Here is a 19,279-nt window from a genome sequence, read left to right as displayed (position 1 = left end):
CACAGCCGCTTTCACGCGTCCAGCCAGACCTGCTCACTGAACATGTAGCCCATGAAACCGCCCAGCGGATTGCTGGAATAGCCCTGGATACGCTTGTCCACGCCGTCGATGTTGCTGATGAACACCGGGATGCCGATGCCGCAGTTCTGACTGACCAGGGTCTGCATGTCGCCATACATTTTGGCGCGCTTGTCGTCGTCGGTTTCACCACGGGCCAACATCAGCAACTGGTCGAACTGATCGTTCTTCCAGCCCGATTCGTTCCAGGGTGCCGAGGACTGGAAGAACTGCGAGAAGATCACGTCGGCGTTCGGGCGCGGGTTGATGTTGCCGAAGCTCAGCGGGTGCTTCATCCAGTGATTGGACCAGTAGCCGTCGCTTGGCAGGCGGTTGACGTTGAGCGTCAGGCCGGCCTGTTTCGCCGATTGCTGCAACAGCACGGCGATGTCGACGGAACCGGTGGCCGCAGGTGAGGCAGCAACGGCCATGGTGATCTTTTCCATGCCGGCTTTTTTGAGCAGGAACTTCGCCTTCTCGGGATCGTAGGCGCGTTGCGGCAGGTCGGCGTTGAAGTAGCGCGAGCCGGGTGCAATCGGATGGTCGTTGCCGACGCGGGCATAACCTCGGAACACCGCTGACTTGACCTGTTCACGGTCCAGCAGGTACTTCATGGCTTCGGTGAATTCGGGGCTCTTGCCGGGCATCTGATCCTGACGAATGATCAGGTCGGTGTAGTTGCCGGACGGCGCATCGACCACGCGGTGTTTGGCGCTGGCGGCGATGCGGCTGGTGGAGCGCGGGTTGACCTCGTTGATCATGTGCACATCGCCCGAGAGCAGCGCGTTGACCCTTGATGGCTCGTCGGCAATGGCGATGAATTCGATCTCGTCCAGGTAGGGCAGGCCCGGCTTCCAGTAGTTGGGGTTACGTACGCTGACCGAACGCACGCCAGGGTTGAACTCCTTGACCTTGAACGGACCGGTGCCGATGCCCTTGCTGAAATCGGTGGTGCCTTCAGGCACGATCAGCAGGTGGGAAACGGCGAGGATCGATGGCAGCTCGGCGTTCGGCGAACTGAGGGTGATCTGCACTTCGAGCGGGCCGGTGGCCTTGATCTCGGAAAACTGCGCCATCAGCGGCATCACTTTGGAACCGGTGGCCGGGTCTTTGTGGCGTGACAGCGAGAACACCACGTCGCCTGCGGTCAGCGACTTGCCATCGTGGAACGTCACGTCCTTGCGCAGGGTGATGGTCCAGACGGTCGCGTCCTTGTTGTCGATCTTCTCGGCCAGCTCCATGTGCGGAACCAGGTGGCTGTCGAATCGGGTCAGGCCGTTGTAGAACATGTAGTGACGCACGTAGTCGGTGGACAGTGCGCCCTTCGCAGGATCGAGCGTGTCAGCCGTGGAGCTGGACATGCCCGCCACACGAATACGACCGCCCGGTTTGCCTTTGACAGGCGCCGCGTCGTCATCGGCGAAGACCTTGCCGGCGGCGCCGAACAGGCTGGTGGAACCTGCCGCAACCACACCGGCAACGCCCAGCATACGCAGTGCATCACGACGCGAAAGGCCGCGATTGAGACCCTCGAAAACACGCAGGCTGTCTTCACCTGTGATCAGCGGGGAATCGTTTTTCTTGTCAGCCATATCAGTTCTACCTGTCGAAAAAGGGAAATTCCGAGTTGCTCACGGTTGACCGGAGCGTCCTTCAAACACACACGACGACGGTGAAACAAAACACTCAGTGACGACTGTCCTGATAGCGGTAGTACGCGCCGACCAAGGGCAGAAACCACGGTTTGCCAAAGTGCCCGGGAATGGCCGGCCAGTTCAGGTCTTTCCAGGGATTGGCCTGCGCCTTGCCTTCCATGACATCGGCCATGACCTGGCCCATATGCACTGACATCTGCACGCCGTGCCCGCTGTAGCCCATCGAGTAGAAAACGCCGTCGTGCTCGCCTGCACGCGGCAAACGATCGGACGTCATGTCCACCAGTCCGCCCCAGCAGTAATCGACCTTCACCTGCGCCAGCTGCGGAAACATCTGGATCATGGCCGCCTGCAGCAACTTGCCGCTCTTGGCGTCGGAACTGCTGTTGGACATGGCGAAGCGGGCCCGTCCGCCGAACAGCAAACGGTTATCCGGGGTGAGGCGGAAATAGTTGCCGATCAAACGACTGGTCACGTACGCACGCTGGTGGGGAAACAACTGATCGATCAAGGCTTGCGGCAGCACTTCGGTGGCAATCACAAAGCTGCCGACCGGCACGATGCGGCGGCGATACCAGCCCAGTCCGCCGTGCTGACAGGCGCCTGTTGCCAGAAACACCTGCTTCGCCTGAATCGAGCCTTTCGAGGTGCTGACCACAAAGCCGTTGCGGTTGGCTTTCCAGTCCTTGACCGTTGTGTCCTGATAAATCCGCGCACCGTGACGCACTGCCGCATCGGCCAGACCCAGGCCAAAGCGTCCCACGTGAATCTGCACGCCATTACGCTGCAGAAGCCCACCGTGAAACTCGTCCGAACCGATTTCGGTACGAATGTCCTGCGCCGACAGCAGCTCGACGTCGGCATCGACCTCACGACGGATCAGCTCGCAGGTGCGCGCCAGCCCTTCGTAATGGCCCGGCTTGGCGGCCAGCTTCAATTTGCCGTTGCGCTTGATGTCGCAGGCAATGTTTTCCTGCTCGATCACGCCGACAACACTTTGCACTGCGCTTTCATACGCCTTGTAGAACTCACGGGCCTGAGCTGCGCCCAGTGTCGCGCTCAACGAGGCGTAATCCTGCGCCACGCCCGTGTTGCACTGCCCGCCGTTGCGGCCGGACGCTTCGCCGATCACCCGGCCCGCATCCACCACCACGACGCTGGCACCTTTCAAGGCCAATGCACGCGCTGCCGAGAGCCCGGTGAACCCGCCACCGACCACCACCACGTCAGCCTGCCCCTCCACCGCGCCAGCTTGCGCGCCGGTGAAATCTGGAGCCGTATCGAGCCAGTAGGACTCACTGCGCATCTTGTTCCCCTTGTCACTCATGGAAGAGCACCTTGAAAAATGCCGTGTCGCGGGTCGTCCTGCTTACAGACCGACCAGACCCGCCAGACCGCCGATGTCCGGAATCTGGTGATACTCGAAGGAGCTGTGAGCAGGCTGTTCGTGACCGCGAGCCACAAAGGCCTTGTTCTTGATCTTCATGTCGTTGGCCGAGAACAGGTCGTAGCGGAAGCTGGAAGAAACGTGCAGCACGTCTTCCGGGCCGCAGCCGAGGTTGTCGAGCATGTATTCGAATGCCGCCAGACGCGGCTTGTAGACCTTGGCCTGATCGGCCGTGAACACCTTGTAGAAAGGCGCACCGAGCTTTTCGACGTTGGACATGATCTGGCTGTCGCTGGCGTTGGAGAAGATCACCAGCGGAATCTTGTCGGCGATCTTCGCCAGACCGGCCGGCACATCGGCGTGCGGACCCCAAGTAGGAACAGCGTCGTAATACAGCTGACCTTCGCCACGGTACTCGACATTCCAGCGCTTGCAGACACGTGACAGGGAGACTTTCAGGATCTCGTCGTAAGGCATCCAGTCACCCATGACCTGATCCAGGCGATACGCCGAGAAATCCTTCACGAACTGATCCATCTGCTCGGCCGGAACACGGTCGGCGAAGAGTTCGCGCGTCATGGTGCCCATGTGAAAGTTGGTCAACGTGCCGTAGCAGTCGAACGTAATGAATTTTGGTCGAAGAAAGCTCATTGTGTGCGGTCCTGAAAGTTCGTTGGGGTCATGGCATGACGAGCAGTTCCGGCCCTGATGCAAGGACCGCGTTGCACGTTGCAGCACACCCTCATTACAACACCGTGAAATCAGCAGATGGCGTTAAAAGTGCTGGCTGCTTGATATAAAGCACCGTTTTGAGGTGCGCGCTCAGCAGACTTTGCGGGGCGCTCCAGCCTTGGGCAAACCCCGGTTTTTGGTGCTTTTTTGACCCTTTTCAGGGCGGCCGGGCTCAAACACGCGGCTTTGCACCGCAGATACTGCGCCTTTGCATCCCTTGTTGCTCAGCACAATGTACTGCGTCCGGAACGAGTCGATTCCCGCAGCTATATAAGGCAGGAATGCGCTGGAAAACCTCAAGCATTTGCTGCCGGAGTCTTGGCCGTTTTAAGCAGTAACTGTGGTCAGGCGAGCGGCCAATCGTGAAATCTACCGAATGTTCAAGCCCCTCTTGTCACCCCGTCGCGCAGGTGGGATACAGCAATCCTGCCGCATCCTTTTTATCGCCTGTGCATCCTTCTGGATGGGAGACACATCATGCTCGCCCAGCAACGCCTCGAACTTGAATACCGCCCGATGACTGCCGCCGATGTGGTCAACGCCCATGAACTGTCCATCGCCCTGAAATGGCCTCATCGCCTGGAAGACTGGGCCATGCTGCAACGCGTGGCAGAGGGCTTTGTTGCGCTGCACAACGGCCGACTGATCGGCAGCGCCTTCGCCTGCCATCAGGGTGAGTTCTCTACCATTGGCCTGGTGATTGTCAGCGACGATTATCAAGGCAAGGGCATCGGTCGCAAGCTGATGGAAATGGCCGTCGGCAGCGTCGCGCCCCGCATAGCCGTACTCAACGCCACGCTCGACGGTGCGCCGCTCTACGCGAAGATGGGCTTCGTCAGCTTCGGTGAAGTTCAGCAGCGTCAGGGCCAGGCACAGCTGCCCCCGGCAACCGCTCTCAAGGCTGGGGAACACTGCCGCGCCCTGAGCGAGACCGATCATGCGCGCGTTATTGAGCTGGCCAATGCGGGCACGGGCATGGATCGCTCGACGGTTATGAACGACGTACTTGATAACCTCGAACACGCAGTGTGCATCGAGCGCGACAGCCAGCTGAAAGCCTTCGCCCTGATGCGTCCGTTCGGTCGTGGCCTGTGCATCGGTCCTGTGGTTGCCGAGGACGTGGATCAGGCCAAACACATGATCGAACAGTTGCTGGCCAAGGTGCCGTACGCCTTCGTGCGCATCGACATTCCCTCTGATGGCGGGCTGGCGGACTGGCTTGAAGAAGCAGGCCTCAAACGCGTCGATGCCGTGACCTGCATGAGCATGGGCGCGGTGCCGCAGCCCAGCCAGGGCGTGCGCCAGTTTACGTTGATTACCCAGGCGATTGGTTGAGCGCAGTGGCGTTGACGCCAAAGGTTATCAAGCAAGGCATAACCCACTGAAGGAAAGCGATTTTTTTGTGGGAGGGGGCTTGCCCGCGATGAACGATGACGCGGTATATCAGGAAAATCGCGTCAGACTTCATCGCCGGCAAGCCGCCTCCCACAGTCCGGTGTTTGCTGCGCGACAGCGCTATATCGAAGACGTGGTGATGCATCCCACCTCCCAGCGAACAGTCCACACAACATTCTCGAGACCAGAACCATGCCTGAACCCACCGTACTGCTGCTGGCCCGCGCCGATCACAGCCCTGTCGATACCGAATTCACACCGGGGCCTCTCGACGCCAGCGATCCCTTCGCCAACGAACGCCGCACGGCCTTCGTCGATGAGGCAGGCATCGCCGCCGGTGTCGTTCACTCCAGCACCTCAGTGTCGGTCGACGCTTATCCCTACACCGAAATGCTGGTCGTGCATCGTGGTGTCGTCACCCTGAACTCAGGCGCCGACAGCATCACGATCAGTACCGGCGAAAGCGCCGTCATCGGTCGTGGCACGCAAGTGCGCATCGAAGCACAACCCGATAGCCTCTGGGCATTCTGCGCATCCACACAGGCCACCGGGCCGGACAAGCCCGGCGTCACGCACCTGGATCGTCTCGCGATGCTCACACCATCGTCTCCGCCGGATCCCGCCATCATGATCAGCGCGCTGCCGCAGTGCCGCAGCAACAACCTCTTCGAAGACACCGCCAGCACCCTGCGCATCGGCGTCTGGGATTCCACCCCTTACGAGCGCATCTCGCGTCCGCACAGAATCCACGAACTGATGAACCTCATCGAAGGCAGCGTGACGCTGGGCATCGAGGGCGGGGAAGCGGTTGTAGTGAAAACCGGCGATACCGTCTTCGTCGCCCAAGGCGCGCCGTGCAAGTGGACCAGCACAGGGTATGTACGCAAGTTCTACGCGGTGACGTGATTGCCGGGCCGCGCCTTTCGACTATGAAGGGCGCGGCTATAACGTTTAAGCACTCGAAAAATTTTACTAGAGCAACTTTCGCCAGCGCAGTTAATAGCCAAAATATACGCAGCACAAGAATAAAAATGCTACTTCGCTACTTATTTTAGACACCCATCACAACCTGTTGCTTTCCCTCTCCAGAACTGATTAAAAGTTCTGGCAGTGGACAACAGCGACTTTACACCTCGCCTGAACCCCAACGCTCAACATCCGTTATCAACCGGACGATCCCACTCGGCCTCGGGCAACTGTTGCCGCCGATTGTCTGCCGTTGAAAAACCGAAAATAACATGACGTTAATCGTTTAACTTAAGGACATACCCATGAAACGCAACTACATCGCACTCAGCTTTCTTGCTCTGACTACACTGGGCGCAACCGTTACAGCACAGGCCGGGCCGCCGGTTACGGTGACGTTCAAGAATCTGGGGACGGAGCAAGCCGAGTACACCGTTGTGACACGCAATGAAAACTCTACCAAGATCAATGCAAAAAGCCCTATCAAGGCTGTGGTCAAGCCAGGGCAATCCGATGCCTATAACGTGCAGAGCACCCTTTCGCCAGACACAAACTATGCCAGCGTCAGGTACGTTATGGGCTCTAAGTCCTGCGTGTTCTCAACCACATTCATAAAAGCTCCGGGAGCAGGTGGCGCCAGAGTGCCCAAGTGGAACCGGACTGCAACGCCTGCAGGCGGTGCGGTTTGCACTGCCACATCTCGTGTCACCAGCCTCGCCAGTCATGCTTGGACAGCAGAGTTTACGATGAAGTAAAACCGAGGTGCGCGCGCCGATTTCGGCGCGCACACCTTTACGAAAACTAAAGACCGCTCAGCGCAGGCCGATACAGGTGACGCACACAACGCCATGGATTGGCTATTAACGCGAGGACGCGAGCATGATAGAAACCCTGTCCATCCCAGCTATCGCTGCACACAATACGATCAAATCGCCTTCCAACATCGCAAACACGACGTCTGGGAAAACAGGCCTGAAAGAGCCCGACAAACTGACAATCGGCTCAGACCAAAGCACGCTCTCCGCGCTATCCAGACAACTAAGTGAAAGCGCAGTACGCGCACAGTCACGCGATCAGACTCTCAGCTTTAAAGACTTAGGTACGCTGGCTAAAAACATTATTGACAAGATCGCAGGCAGTGGTTTTTACGCCAATCGTGAACTGCACGACGCTGAAGTACCTGATACAGACGACCCTGCGCTGCTCGAAAGAGCCCGACAAGCCATGCTGTTCGAGCGTGGATCAGGAAAAAATCCGTTCGCGGGCCTGCCCCCGGATCAACTGAGGTTGATCATGTACGACGAAAGCGGCAGCTTCACGATCAACGAAAGAAGCGCCGCGTTCGATGAAGAGTATTCGCAAGATCAAATCTGGAAGCGAGCCATCAACCAACGCTACGTCGACGAATACAACGAAACCGGCAAGAGCACCCAGACGCTGTTCATGCTGCTTGAGCATTACAACGCCCTGCCGCCCATAGAAAAGGCGCAATATCCGGCCAACTATGTGGATAACCTGATCTCGGGCGACAGTTCGGCACTGGACATGCTCAACAGCCTGAAGAACGAGCCTTCAGACGATCAGCTTCCCAACGCCAGGACGTAAAATTTGCTGTCCACTGCCATGAGCGGAAAGCTTTCAGGCAGGTCTGCCTTCGCGACCTCGCTGAACCCGTGTCTCTCATAGAAGCGGTGTGCAGCGAGGAATTTGTCGGTGGTGCCGAGGAATATTTCGCTGACGCTTTTAAGCCTGGCGTCTTCGATCAGTCGGTCCAACAGTTTGGCAGCCACCGAGAATTCCCGTCCGCGAAACGGTGCGGCGACGAACATCTTGCGTAACGCCGCCTGCCTCGCACCGATGTCCTTGAGCCCGATGGTGCCGATGACCTGCTCATCGTGCGTGGCGACCCAGAAGTCTCCAGTGCCGCTTTGATAGAAATCAGGAATGGCCTTGAGGTCAGGCTGCTCTTCGGCGGTGATGGCGATGCCGAACTCTTCGCGCTGGATGGGCAGGATCACATCGAACACGCCCTGCTGGTGATGCGGCTCGAAACGTTGAATCAGGATATCGGTCGGGGTCAAAACGCAGCTCCTTGTCATGATGTGCAACACCAGAGCAGTATCCCGGACAAGCAAACGCCCCGACAAGTCGAGGCGTTTGCTTGAGCATTTCCGAACGCCGCGCTGAAGCGCGGCGTCGAGAATGTTTAATTACAACTTCGGACCGGCAGCCTTGATGGCGTCGCTCACGTCGAACTTCTTGAAGTTCTCCACGAACAGGCCAGCAAGTGCCTTGGCGGCTTCGTCGTAGGCAGCCTTGTCAGCCCAGGTGTTGCGTGGGTTGAGCAGGTTGGTGTCCACGCCCGGAACCGACTTCGGTACGTCGAGGTTGATGGTGTCCAAGTGCTCGGTTTCAGCGCCGATCAGCGCGCCGCTCTGGATCGCTGCAATCACGCCACGGGTGGTCGGGATGTTGAAGCGTTTGCCAACGCCGTAGCCACCGCCGGTCCAGCCGGTGTTGACCAGATAGACCTTGGAGCCGAAGCCGCGGATACGCTTGATCAGCAGCTCTGCGTATTCGCCGGCCGGACGCGGGAAGAACGGTGCGCCGAAGCAGGTGGAGAAGGTGGACTTGATGCCCGAACCCGAACCCATTTCAGTCGAACCGACCAGTGCGGTGTAGCCCGACAGGAAGTGGTAGGCAGCCTGCTCTTCGCTGAGGATCGACACAGGCGGCAGTACGCCGGTCAGGTCGCAGGTCAGGAAGATCACGGCGTTTGGCTCGCCACCGAGGTTTTTCGGTGCGCGCTTTTCGATCAGTTCGCGCGGGTAGGCCGCACGGCTGTTCTGGGTCAGGCTGCTGTCGGCATAGTCGGCTTTCTTGTTGGCGTCGAGGATGACGTTTTCAAGAACAGCGCCGTGCTGAATGGCTTTCCAGATGACAGGCTCGTTTTTCTCGGACAGGTCGATGCACTTGGCATAGCAACCGCCTTCGATGTTGAACACCACGCCTTCGCCCCAGCCGTGTTCGTCGTCACCGATCAGGTAACGGCTTTCGTCAGCCGAGAGGGTGGTCTTGCCGGTACCGGACAGACCGAAGAACAGGGTCACGTCGCCGTCTTCACCCATGTTCGCTGCGCAGTGCATCGGCAGTACATCGGACGCCGGCAGCAGGAAGTTCTGCACGGAGAACATGGCTTTCTTCATTTCGCCGGCATAACGCATGCCCGCGATCAGCACCTTGCGGGCTGCGAAGTTGATGATGACAGTACCGTCGGAGTTGGTGCCGTCGCGCTCAGGGTCGCAGACGAACCATGGCGCGTTCTGGATTTCCCACTCGTCCTTGCCGGCCGGGTTGTACTGTTCAGGATTGATGAACAGGCAACGGCCGAACAGGTTGTGCCAGGCCGTCTCGGTGGTCATCTTGACAGGCAGGTAGTGCGCAGGATCTGAACCTACATGAACGTGGGAAACGAAGCGCTCGCGTTCAGCCAGATAAGCACCTACGCGATTCCACAGGGCGTCGAATTTCTCGGCCGGGAACTTGCGGTTGATCGGGCCCCAGGCGATTGCATCCTGTGTGCTCGGCTCTTCGACGATAAAACGATCAACCGGCGAGCGGCCGGTACGATGGCCTGTCTGCACAACCAGTGCGCCAGTGTCGGAAAGTTCGCCTTCGTTGCGGGCAAGGGCTTCCTTGACCAGTTCGTCGGTGCTCAGATCGGTGTACACAGCGGTGTTGGTTTGCGTCATGAGGTTCCCCGTCGGCCAGTGGCCGAGTGCTCCAAACGGTTTTGTAGTAAAAAAACTACCACTACTACAGCGTAAAAGTGGGCCGGATTATGCCAGAAAAGCTCAGGAATGGTAGAACCCTCCTGTCAGAACTGGATTACAGGGCCCACGTCGTATTCTGGGGGCTGTTTGCGGTCTGGTTAATGACGCGTGTCAGATGGCGAATCGACACCGCCGCCAGCGAACAGCTGGGCGACGTCAGTGGCATCGAACAGATAGCGCTCGTTGCAGAACTGGCAGTCGATCTCGATGGTGCCGTTGTGCTCCTGAACCAGCTGCTGTGCGTCCTCGAGCCCCAGGCTGACCAGCGCGTTGGCAGAACGCTCGCGCGAACAGCTGCAGCGGAAGCAGATAGGCTGGATGTCGAACAGGCGCAGCGGGTCTTCGTGGTAGAGGCGATGCAGGATGGTCGCGTTGTCCAGGCTCAGCATTTCCTCGGCGGTCAGGGTGCTGGCCAGCGTAATGACGTGCTCCCAGCTGGCGTCCCGCTCTTCAGGATCGGGGATCTGTGCCACCGGCAACTGTTGCAACAACAGGCCGCGAGCGCGATGGCCGTCGGCCTTGAGCCAGAAACGCGTGCCCAACTGCTCGGACATCACGAAATAGCTGGAGAGGCTCTCGGAGAGGTCCACGCCGTCCAGCGCAACGATGCCCTGATAACGCTTGCCCTTGCGAGGGTCGATGGTCAGCGTCAGCGAACCATCAGGCATCAGGTCCTGCAGCCCGGCGCCCGGCGTGATCAATGCTTCGTCGTAGCGGGCGATGCCACGCAGTTCGCGCTCGCTCGAGCACTCGACCATCAACAGAGGTACAGCGCCACTGGAGCGCGCCTGCAGAATCAGCAGACCGTCGAACTTGAGCGTGCCCACCAGCAAGGCAGCAGCGGCCATCAGCTCGCCAAGCAATTCTGCGACCGGTTCGGGGTACGGGTGTTTGGCGAGCACTTCGGCGTAGCTGCGTTCGAGGGCGACCAGTTCTCCACGAACGTCGCTTTCCTCGAAAATGAAGCGCTGGGTGAAATCGATGTCCGGGGTATCGTTCATAAAAAGAAGGTATCTGACGTGAATATCGGTGGTGGCAGTCGACGTGAAAGCGCCGCAGTGTGTCCAAAGACACACCGCATCGTGCCGTATGACAGGTATTTTAGGAGCTATAGGGCCGTCTTCCAAGCCGAACGGCATTTCAGGGCGACCGATTGGCCGCTCAGTAGCAGGACTCAAACGTCGCGCTGGACGCCACGAAAATCGAAAATCTGACGGCGCTGTTTCTTGGTCGGTCGCCCCTCAGTCGTGACGCCCAGGTTGCCCGCCTTGCGTTGCGCGGCCGCATGCTCGCGCCGGGTGATGCTTTCCGGTGTTTCACGGTAGAGTGTCTGGGCTTCGGGAGCGCCACGACGTACGACGGACAGTGCTTCGACCACGACCGTCCGCTCATCGAAACCCATGCGGATCTGAAACTCGTCGCCCACGCGGGGCTCCTTGCCGGGCTTGCAGCGTTCGCCGCGACAGTGCACCTTGCCACTTTCGATGGCGGCCTTGGCCAGGGCGCGGGTCTTGAAGAAACGCGCTGCCCACAGCCATTTGTCCAAACGAACCTTGTCGTCTTCTTCTGGCTTTTGTGCCATATGAATTCCTCATCCTTATAACAGTCAGAACGTTTACAGGCGTTTTGCAATCAGCGACGGCCCCAAGGGCGTTTGCGTGTGCAAGACCTCATATCGACACGAACATGAAGTAACCGATCCTTGCCTGTCAAAAACAGACTGCTTCAATTTCACAGCCTTTACCCCGTAGGGAGTGCGACGTGACCGACTTTCCAGCTTCATTGACTGCCCCCAGGAAGGGGTGCGAAGGCTGTACAAACAGTCCGGAACTGAATTTTTCGTTCGACTATGCCTATCAGCCCATTGTAGATCTGCGCGACCATTCCACCTTTGCTCATGAGGCGCTGGTGCGTGGCCCCAATGGCGAAGGTGCGCATTCGGTGCTCAGCCAGGTCACGGATCAGAACCGCTATCGCTTCGACCAGGCATGCCGCACCACAGCCATTGCAGGTGCTGCACGACTGGGAATGACCGAACGACTTTCGATCAACTTTCTGCCCAATGCCGTGTATCGTCCCGAGCTGTGCATCCGCAGCACGCTGGAAGCCGCCAAGGCACACAATTTCCCCATCGACCGCCTGATTTTCGAGACAATCGAAACCGAGCACGTGGATGATCAGGGTCACTTGAGCAATATTCTGCGCGAGTACCGTGAGTTCGGTTTCATGACCGCCATCGACGATTTCGGCGCTGGCCATTCCGGCCTGTCGCTGCTCGCCGATTTTCAACCCGACCTGATAAAACTCGACATGAATCTGATCCGCGATATCCACCGCGATCGCGCGCGTCAGGCTATTGTTCGTGGGGTTGTCACAATGTGTTCGGAGTTGGGGATTAAAGTGATCGCCGAGGGAATAGAGAGTGTGGAGGAGCGGGATTTCCTCGCGGATTGCGGCATTTTCCTGATGCAGGGTTACTGGTTCGCCAAACCTGCGTTCAAAGCCCTGGCGCGGATCAGCCCCGACGCCTGGCAGAAGTCTTGATACCTACGGAATCGCATTGAAAACATTCGACCATCTGACAGTCATCGGCCTGCGCGAGTGGGTGGCGCTTCCCGATTTGGGGGTGGCGGGCCTTCGGGCAAAGATCGATACAGGGGCCAGCACATCGAGCCTGCATGCGACTGAAATAGAACCCTTCGAACGCGATGGCCAGAAGTGGGTTCGTTTCAACGCGCATCTGGGCACCGTGGTTCAGTTGCGGCATCGCCGCTGCGAGGCACTGCTGGTTGCCATGAAAACCATCAAAAGCTCCAACGGTCAGGCACAGGTGCGTTACGTCATTCGCACCACGCTGGCCCTCGGTGATCGCATCTGGCCAGTGGAATTCACCCTGGCATGCCGCAAGTCGATGCGTTATCGGCTGCTGCTGGGCTCCAACGCCTTGATCGACGGCCAACTGGTCGTCAATCCGGGCATTACTTATGTACAAGACAAGCCGGTGTTCCCGGCCTCTACTTCCTCAGGTGCTGCATGAAGATCGCTGTGCTTTCGCGTAACCCGCGTCTGTATTCCACCCGTCGTCTGGTCGAAGCTGGTATTGAGCGTGGCCACGAGATGGTGGTGATCGATACCCTGCGCGCCTATATGAACATCGCCAGTCATAAGCCGCAGATCCATTACCGCGGCAAACCACTGGAAGGCTTCGATGCGGTGATCCCGCGCATCGGTGCGTCCGTGACGTTTTATGGCTGCGCGGTGTTGCGCCAGTTTGAAATGATGGGTGTGTTTCCGCTCAATGAATCCGTGGCCATTGCCCGCTCACGCGACAAGCTGCGCTCGCTGCAACTGCTCTCGCGTCGCGGGATCGGCCTGCCGGTCACCGGTTTCGCTCACTCCCCTGACGATATTCCCGACCTGATCCAGATGGTCAATGGCGCTCCGCTGGTGATCAAGGTGCTGGAAGGCACTCAGGGCATCGGCGTGGTGCTGTGTGAAACGGCGACCGCTGCCGAGTCGGTGATCGAGGCATTCATGGGCCTCAAGCAGGACATCATGGTTCAGGAATACATCAAGGAGGCAGGTGGTGCCGATATTCGCTGCTTCGTGGTCGGCGACAAGGTCATTGCCTCGATGAAGCGCCAGGCCAAGCCGGGTGAGTTCCGCTCCAACCTGCACCGTGGCGGCAGCGCCAGCCTGATCAAGATCACGCCGGAAGAACGCATGACGGCCCTACGTGCGGCCAAGGTCATGGGCCTGAGCGTGGCGGGTGTGGATATCCTGCGTTCCAATCACGGCCCGCTGGTGATGGAAGTGAACTCGTCACCGGGTCTTGAAGGGATCGAGGTGACCACCAGCAAGGACGTCGCCGGGATGATCATCGAGTACCTGGAAAAGAACAGCGGCCCGCACATGACGCGGACCAAAGGGAAAGGCTAAGTCTTCAACAGGATAGGATCGTGCCAATGCTTCGCGTTGGCACGATCAACATGACGCTTTAAACCGCATCCCTCGGCAGCATCAGTCCCAGCGGCAGACGCACCCGTGCTTCCAGGCCGCCTCCCGAACGATTTCTCAATTCCACATTGCCGCCATGCATGGCCGCGATGCGCTTGACGATGGCCAGCCCAAGCCCCGTACCTTTGCCGCTGCGCGCCCGGTCGCCGCGGATGAAGGGATTGAAGATGGTGTCCAGTTCAGACGGATCGATACCGGCGCCACGGTCAAGCACGCTCAGCACCACGTATGGCGCATTCCGGTCGCCCGAGACATAGGCGGCCACTTCGACGCCGTTGCCCGCATGGTGCCTGGCATTGCCGATCAAATTAGTGAGCAGACGCTTCATGGAGACGCGACGCAGCGGGAATGGCGGAATCGGTTCCAGACACAGGCGGATGGTGTCTTCGGCGCTATTGAACGGCTCAACTACCTCACGCACCAGATCACCCAGGTCGACTTCCTCGATTTGCTCGTCACGACCGTCGCGAATGAAGGCCAGGAACTGGTCGAGAATCGCGTCCATGTCCTCGATGTCGCGCACCATGCCATCGGTGAATTCGTTGTCGCTCATCAATTCCAGCGACAGCCGCAGCCGGGTCAGCGGTGTACGCAGGTCGTGGGACACACCGGCCAGCATCAGTTCGCGCTCCTGCCCCGCCTGCTCGACATCCTCGGCCATCTGGTTGAAGGCTCGATATACCTCGGCCATTTCACTCGGCGTATCACTGATCGGCAGCCGCACGCTGCGCCCCTGCCCCAGTTGTCGAGCCGCAAAGACCAGACGTTTGAGCGGCTGATTGAGCTGACGCACGAAGATCCACGCCGACGCCGTCGACAGCAGACCAATGGCGAGGAACCAGCCCAGCACGCTCCAGATCTTCTGGCCACGCAACGGATGCGGATACAGCGGCACCTTCAGCCAGCCGTCACCCAGGCTCGGCGCTCGCACCCACAGCGCGGGCGGCGCGTGCACACGCAAGCGCACTTCAGTGTCGGCACCCAGCTCAGCCTGCATCTGCCGCTGGTAGATCTCGCTGTACGGCCAGTGCTGCTCGCCTTCCGGCACTCCGCCGCCCACCACACGAATCAGACCGGCCGCTTCGGCAATCGCTTCCCGGTCGTTTTCATCGGCCGCCCAGTAGGCACGCAGGGTCAGGGCGACACCGTGGCTGTACTGCCTGTCGACCAGCACGTCCTCGTTCATCAGCAGATAGACCAGCGTCAGCGCCTTGGAAAACAGCACGACGATGAGCACCAGCCACAGGGTGCGGGAGAAAAAGCTTTGCGGGAACCAGAGTGGAGTCTTCATAACTGCAGCTACACACTTTGCAGGGCGAGCCTGGGCTCGCAAGTTTGCCGGACGCGGGACAGACCCGAGGTACGAACGCAAAAAACCAGCAGGCCGATAATCCGTGCAGGATTATCGACGTGGCTGGCAGGATCTTCGGTGTTCTGTTCTGACAAACGAGCTGTCAGCGATTTCCGGCACCATCTGGAACGAATACATAGCCTACGCCCCAGACCGTCTGGATATAACGGGGTTTGGAAGGATCCGGTTCGATCAGGCGACGCAGACGGGAAATCTGTACGTCGATGGAGCGTTCCAGTGCATCCCATTCCCGGCCACGGGCCAGATTCATCAGCTTGTCACGGGTCAATGGCTCGCGAGCGTGCATGACCAGCGCCTTGAGGACCGCGAACTCGCCGGTCGTCAGCATGTGCACTTCATCACCGCGCTTGAGCTCGCGGGTCGCCAGCGACAGTACATAGTCACCGAAGCTGACCGACTCGTCTTCACTGCCGGGGGCGCCTGGCACCGGTGCAGCCTGACGGCGCAGGACAGCCTTGACACGGGCCATCAGCTCGTCCGGGTTGAACGGCTTGGCCAGATAATCGTCGGCGCCCAGTTCGAGGCCCTTGATACGGCTCAACTCATCGCCCTTGGCGGTGAGCATGATGATCGGCACCTGATTGTTCGCTGCACGCAAACGACGGCAAGCGGAAAGGCCATCTTCCCCAGGCAGCATCAAGTCCAGAACCACGAGGTTGAAGACCTCGCGGGACAACAGTCGGTCCATTTGCTCCACGTTCGCCACAGCGCGGGCACGATAGCCCTTGCTGGTGAAGAAACGTTCCAGGAGGCTGCTCAGCCCGGGATCGTCATCGACGATCAGGATTTTTTCGCCTTCAGCATTTTGTGCGGTGCTGCTCATCGGATGCTCCTTTGATCTCGGGGCGCATTATGGCGTAGCTGCGGTGATGCGCACCGTGTGCATTGTTAGCAGATTTTACTGGGGGCCACACTGAAGCGTTCTTAACCGGAGGCAAAAAGGTCGCGCTCGTCGGCCGATCCCCTAATCCGGCTTCGCCGGGTATAATGCGCCGCCCTCAAAGTCAGGCAACATCGGACTTACGGCCGTTCGCCAGTCGTATAAATAAACCTCGACGCGCCAGACGCTGGCAAGGCAAACCGTAAAAGCCCAGTTTTTTGCTCACAATTCCAGGTGGTCTTATGGACAGCATCAACAGCCGCATCGCCGAAGAACTCGGCGTACGCCCGCAACAGGTCGCAGCGGCCGTAGCACTACTGGATGAAGGCTCGACAGTGCCCTTCATTTCCCGCTACCGCAAGGAAGTGACCGGCAGCCTCGATGACACGCAACTGCGTCATCTTGAAGAGCGCCTGCGCTATTTGCGCGAGCTGGACGACCGGCGTGTCAGCATCCTTGCAAGCATCGAAGAGCAGGGCAAACTGACCCCGGAACTGGCCCGCGACATCAAGCTGGCCGACACCAAGACCCGTCTTGAAGACTTGTACCTGCCGTACAAGCAGAAACGCCGCACCAAGGGCCAGATCGCCCTCGAAGCCGGTCTGGGCGAGCTGGCCGACGGCCTGTTCAACGACCCGAGCCTGACACCCGAGACCGAAGCCGCCCGCTTCGTCGACGCCGAAAAAGGCGTAGCCGACGTAAAGGCCGCGCTGGAAGGTGCCAAATACATCCTGATGGAGCGCTTCGCTGAAGACGCGTCCCTGCTCGATAAACTGCGCGGTTTCCTGAAACAGGAAGCCGTGATCAGCGCGCGTGTTGTACCGGGCAAGGAAGAGGAAGGCGCCAAGTTCCGCGACTACTTCGAACACGACGAGCCACTCGAAAGCATGCCGTCGCACCGCGCCCTGGCGATTTTCCGTGGCCGCAACGAAGGCTTTCTCAGTTCCGCACTGAAAGTCGGCGAAGAGCTGCCGGGCACCATGCATCCGTGCGAACTGATGATTGGCGAACGTTTCGGCATCCAGAACCAGAGCCGCCCTGCGGACAAGTGGCTGGCCGAGGTGGTGCGCTGGACCTGGAAGGTCAAGCTCTACAGCCACCTGGAAACCGACCTGTTGGGCGAGTTGCGCGACGGCGCCGAGACCGAAGCGATCAACGTGTTCGCGCATAACCTGCACGACCTGCTGCTGGCCGCACCGGCCGGTCAGCGCGCCACGGTGGGCCTCGATCCCGGCCTGCGGACCGGTTGCAAGGTTGCGGTGGTAGACGCCACCGGCAAGCTGCTCGACTACGCCACTGTTTATCCGCATGTGCCCAAGAACCAGTGGGACCAGACCATCGCCGTGCTGGCAGCCCTGTGTGCCAAGCATTCGGTCGATCTGATCGCCATCGGCAACGGCACTGCCAGCCGCGAAACCGACAAGCTGGCAGCCGACCTGATCAAAAAATACCCAGGTCTGAAAATGACCAAGGTCATGGTTTCCGAAGCCGGTGCATCCGTTTATTCGGCATCGGAGCTGGCGGCCAAGGAATTCCCGGACCTGGACGTGTCGATTCGTGGCGCAGTGTCCATTGCCCGTCGCCTGCAGGATCCGCTGGCTGAGCTGGTGAAAATCGATCCGAAATCCATCGGCGTCGGCCAGTACCAGCATGACGTTTCTCAGCTGAAACTGGCACGCGGCCTGGATGCGGTGGTGGAAGACTGCGTGAACGCCGTGGGCGTGGACGTGAATACCGCCTCCGTCGCCCTGCTGGCGCGCATTTCCGGCCTGAACACGACGCTGGCGCAGAACATCGTTGCTCACCGCGACGAAAACGGCGCATTCAAAACCCGCGCGGCGCTCAAGAAAGTGGCCCGTCTCGGCGAGAAGACGTTCGAACAGGCCGCAGGCTTCCTGCGCGTCATGAGCGGCGACAACCCGCTGGATTCCTCGGCCGTTCACCCGGAAGCCTACCCGCTGGTGCAGCGCATCGCGGCGGAAACCGACCGTGATATCCGTTCGCTGATCGGCGATGCCAGCTTCCTGAAGCGTCTGGACCCGAAAAAATTCACCGACGAAACCTTCGGTCTGCCGACCGTGACCGACATTCTGCAGGAACTTGAAAAGCCGGGTCGCGACCCACGTCCAGAGTTCAAGACTGCCGAGTTCCAAGACGGCGTCGAAGACCTCAAGGACCTGCAACTGGGCATGATCCTCGAAGGCGTGGTCACCAACGTCACCAACTTCGGTGCCTTCGTCGATATCGGCGTGCATCAGGACGGTCTGGTGCACATCTCTGCGCTGTCGGAGAAGTTCATCAAGGACCCGCGTGAAGCGGTCAAGGCCGGCGACGTGGTGAAAGTGAAGGTCATGGAAGTCGACATCCCGCGCAAACGCGTCGGCCTGTCTATGCGCATGAGCGACACGCCGGGCGAGAAAATCGACGGTGCCCGTGGCGCACGTCCAGGCTCGTCGCCGCGCCAGCAGAACAGCGCGCCACGCAAGGAAACCACCACCGCTGCGCCCGTCAACAACGCCATGGCCTCGCTGTTCGCCAACGCCAAGCAGTTGAAGAAGCGCTGATGGATATTCCTGAAGACCTGACCCACAGCGCCTTTTTCAAGATGCTGGGCTGTGAGCTGCGGCGCCTGGATGAAGGTGTCGCCGAAGTTGCACTGCCGCTGGAGGCGCACCTGCGCAATCGCGGCAATGTGATGCACGGCGGGGCAATCTTCAGCCTGGTCGACATCAGCATGGGGCTGGCCTGTTCCAGCTCCCACGGCTTCGATCAGCGCAGCGTGACCATAGAATGCAAGATCAACTACGTGCGCGGTGTGTCCGAAGGCGAGGTGCTGTGCATCGCCAAGGTGTTGCATGCCGGACGTCGCACGCTGGTTGTGGAGGCAGAAGTGGTTCAGGGCGACAAGCTGGTGGCCAAGGCTCAAGGCACGTTCGCCGTCATCTAGACTTCAATGAACACGGGACGAACGTGATCGCTGAGAAC

General features: G+C 59.4%; 18 protein-coding genes. 9 read left to right on the top strand and 9 right to left on the bottom strand.

Annotation, left to right across the window (positions count from 1 at the left end; genetic code table 11):
• Positions 1-11 precede the first annotated feature (11 nt).
• The 3 genes from AO065_RS00870 to AO065_RS00860 all read right to left on the bottom strand — a co-directional run bounded on the left by AO065_RS00870 (position 12) and on the right by AO065_RS00860 (position 3,750).
• Positions 12-1,649, bottom strand: coding sequence for an ABC transporter substrate-binding protein (locus AO065_RS00870; protein ID WP_004880543.1), 1,638 nt, complete (start codon positions 1,647-1,649; stop codon positions 12-14).
• Positions 1,650-1,743: 94 nt separating this feature from the next.
• Complete coding sequence (locus AO065_RS00865) at positions 1,744-3,018, bottom strand: NAD(P)/FAD-dependent oxidoreductase (RefSeq protein ID WP_004880545.1); 1,275 nt, start codon at positions 3,016-3,018, stop codon at positions 1,744-1,746.
• A gap of 63 nt (positions 3,019-3,081) precedes the next feature.
• Positions 3,082-3,750: a haloacid dehalogenase type II gene (locus tag AO065_RS00860; RefSeq protein WP_004880547.1), complete on the bottom strand. Its 669-nt coding sequence runs from the start codon at positions 3,748-3,750 to the stop codon at positions 3,082-3,084.
• Between the two features lie 558 nt (positions 3,751-4,308).
• Between AO065_RS00860 and AO065_RS00855 the strand changes: the two genes are divergently transcribed.
• The 4 genes from AO065_RS00855 (at position 4,309) to AO065_RS00835 (ending at position 7,797) form a co-directional block, all read left to right on the top strand.
• Positions 4,309-5,166 carry a GNAT family N-acetyltransferase gene (locus AO065_RS00855; protein ID WP_004880549.1) on the top strand — a complete coding sequence of 286 codons (858 nt, stop codon included), beginning with the start codon at positions 4,309-4,311 and terminating at the stop codon, positions 5,164-5,166.
• Between the two features lie 252 nt (positions 5,167-5,418).
• Positions 5,419-6,132: a cupin domain-containing protein gene (locus AO065_RS00845; RefSeq protein ID WP_004880554.1), complete on the top strand. Its 714-nt coding sequence runs from the start codon at positions 5,419-5,421 to the stop codon at positions 6,130-6,132.
• Positions 6,133-6,497: 365 nt separating this feature from the next.
• The gene (locus tag AO065_RS00840) at positions 6,498-6,947 is read left to right on the top strand and encodes a hypothetical protein (RefSeq protein WP_004880555.1); all 450 of its coding nucleotides are present in this window, start codon (positions 6,498-6,500) and stop codon (positions 6,945-6,947) included.
• 124 nt (positions 6,948-7,071) lie between these two features.
• On the top strand, positions 7,072-7,797 hold the full coding sequence (locus tag AO065_RS00835) for a hypothetical protein (RefSeq protein ID WP_004880557.1): 726 nt from the start codon (positions 7,072-7,074) through the stop codon (positions 7,795-7,797).
• On the opposite strand, the gene AO065_RS00830 is transcribed toward AO065_RS00835, so the two are convergent.
• From AO065_RS00830 to AO065_RS00815, 4 genes are all read right to left on the bottom strand, one after another.
• Positions 7,773-8,273, bottom strand: a complete 501-nt coding sequence (locus AO065_RS00830) for a GNAT family N-acetyltransferase (RefSeq protein ID WP_004880558.1) — start codon at positions 8,271-8,273, stop codon at positions 7,773-7,775. The two genes, AO065_RS00835 and AO065_RS00830, sit on opposite strands and share 25 nt — an antisense overlap.
• A 129-nt stretch (positions 8,274-8,402) precedes the next feature.
• On the bottom strand, positions 8,403-9,944 hold the full coding sequence (locus tag AO065_RS00825; RefSeq protein ID WP_004880560.1) for a phosphoenolpyruvate carboxykinase: 1,542 nt from the start codon (positions 9,942-9,944) through the stop codon (positions 8,403-8,405).
• Positions 9,945-10,123: 179 nt separating this feature from the next.
• Complete coding sequence (gene hslO, locus AO065_RS00820) at positions 10,124-11,026, bottom strand: Hsp33 family molecular chaperone HslO (protein ID WP_004880562.1); 903 nt, start codon at positions 11,024-11,026, stop codon at positions 10,124-10,126.
• 173 nt (positions 11,027-11,199) lie between these two features.
• Entirely contained in the window at positions 11,200-11,607 is a 408-nt protein-coding gene (locus AO065_RS00815) for an RNA-binding S4 domain-containing protein (protein ID WP_004880564.1), read from the bottom strand.
• Positions 11,608-11,786: 179 nt separating this feature from the next.
• Here AO065_RS00815 and rimA point away from each other — a divergent pair, with 179 nt between their 5' ends.
• From rimA to rimK, 3 genes are read left to right on the top strand one after another with little or no spacing between them, the layout of a single operon-like run.
• Positions 11,787-12,569, top strand: coding sequence for a S6 modification regulatory phosphodiesterase RimA (rimA, locus tag AO065_RS00810; protein WP_004880566.1), 783 nt, complete (start codon positions 11,787-11,789; stop codon positions 12,567-12,569).
• Between the two features lie 16 nt (positions 12,570-12,585).
• On the top strand, positions 12,586-13,062 hold the full coding sequence (gene rimB / locus AO065_RS00805) for a retropepsin-like aspartic endopeptidase RimB (protein ID WP_004880568.1): 477 nt from the start codon (positions 12,586-12,588) through the stop codon (positions 13,060-13,062).
• On the top strand, positions 13,059-13,964 hold the full coding sequence (gene rimK / locus AO065_RS00800; RefSeq protein ID WP_003318100.1) for a 30S ribosomal protein S6--L-glutamate ligase: 906 nt from the start codon (positions 13,059-13,061) through the stop codon (positions 13,962-13,964). The genes rimB and rimK overlap by 4 nt, the downstream gene beginning before the upstream one ends.
• A gap of 58 nt (positions 13,965-14,022) precedes the next feature.
• On the opposite strand, the gene AO065_RS00795 is transcribed toward rimK, so the two are convergent.
• Positions 14,023-15,333: an ATP-binding protein gene (locus AO065_RS00795; RefSeq protein ID WP_004880571.1), complete on the bottom strand. Its 1,311-nt coding sequence runs from the start codon at positions 15,331-15,333 to the stop codon at positions 14,023-14,025.
• Positions 15,334-15,496: 163 nt separating this feature from the next.
• Positions 15,497-16,237, bottom strand: coding sequence for an osmolarity response regulator transcription factor OmpR (ompR, locus tag AO065_RS00790; RefSeq protein ID WP_004880573.1), 741 nt, complete (start codon positions 16,235-16,237; stop codon positions 15,497-15,499).
• A gap of 299 nt (positions 16,238-16,536) precedes the next feature.
• On the opposite strand from ompR, the gene AO065_RS00785 reads away from it, so the two are divergent.
• Together AO065_RS00785 and AO065_RS00780 are read left to right on the top strand one after the other, a co-directional pair.
• Positions 16,537-18,858 carry a Tex family protein gene (locus AO065_RS00785; RefSeq protein ID WP_004880575.1) on the top strand — a complete coding sequence of 774 codons (2,322 nt, stop codon included), beginning with the start codon at positions 16,537-16,539 and terminating at the stop codon, positions 18,856-18,858.
• Positions 18,858-19,241: a PaaI family thioesterase gene (locus tag AO065_RS00780; RefSeq protein ID WP_004880578.1), complete on the top strand. Its 384-nt coding sequence runs from the start codon at positions 18,858-18,860 to the stop codon at positions 19,239-19,241. The genes AO065_RS00785 and AO065_RS00780 overlap by 1 nt, the downstream gene beginning before the upstream one ends.
• Positions 19,242-19,279: the final 38 nt, after the last annotated feature.

This window comes from Pseudomonas viridiflava, assembly GCF_001642795.1.
GTDB classification, from domain to species: domain Bacteria; phylum Pseudomonadota; class Gammaproteobacteria; order Pseudomonadales; family Pseudomonadaceae; genus Aquipseudomonas; species Aquipseudomonas viridiflava.
The sequence above is the reverse complement of the archived record's forward strand: the minus strand, read 5'-3'. Positions and strand labels throughout refer to the sequence as shown.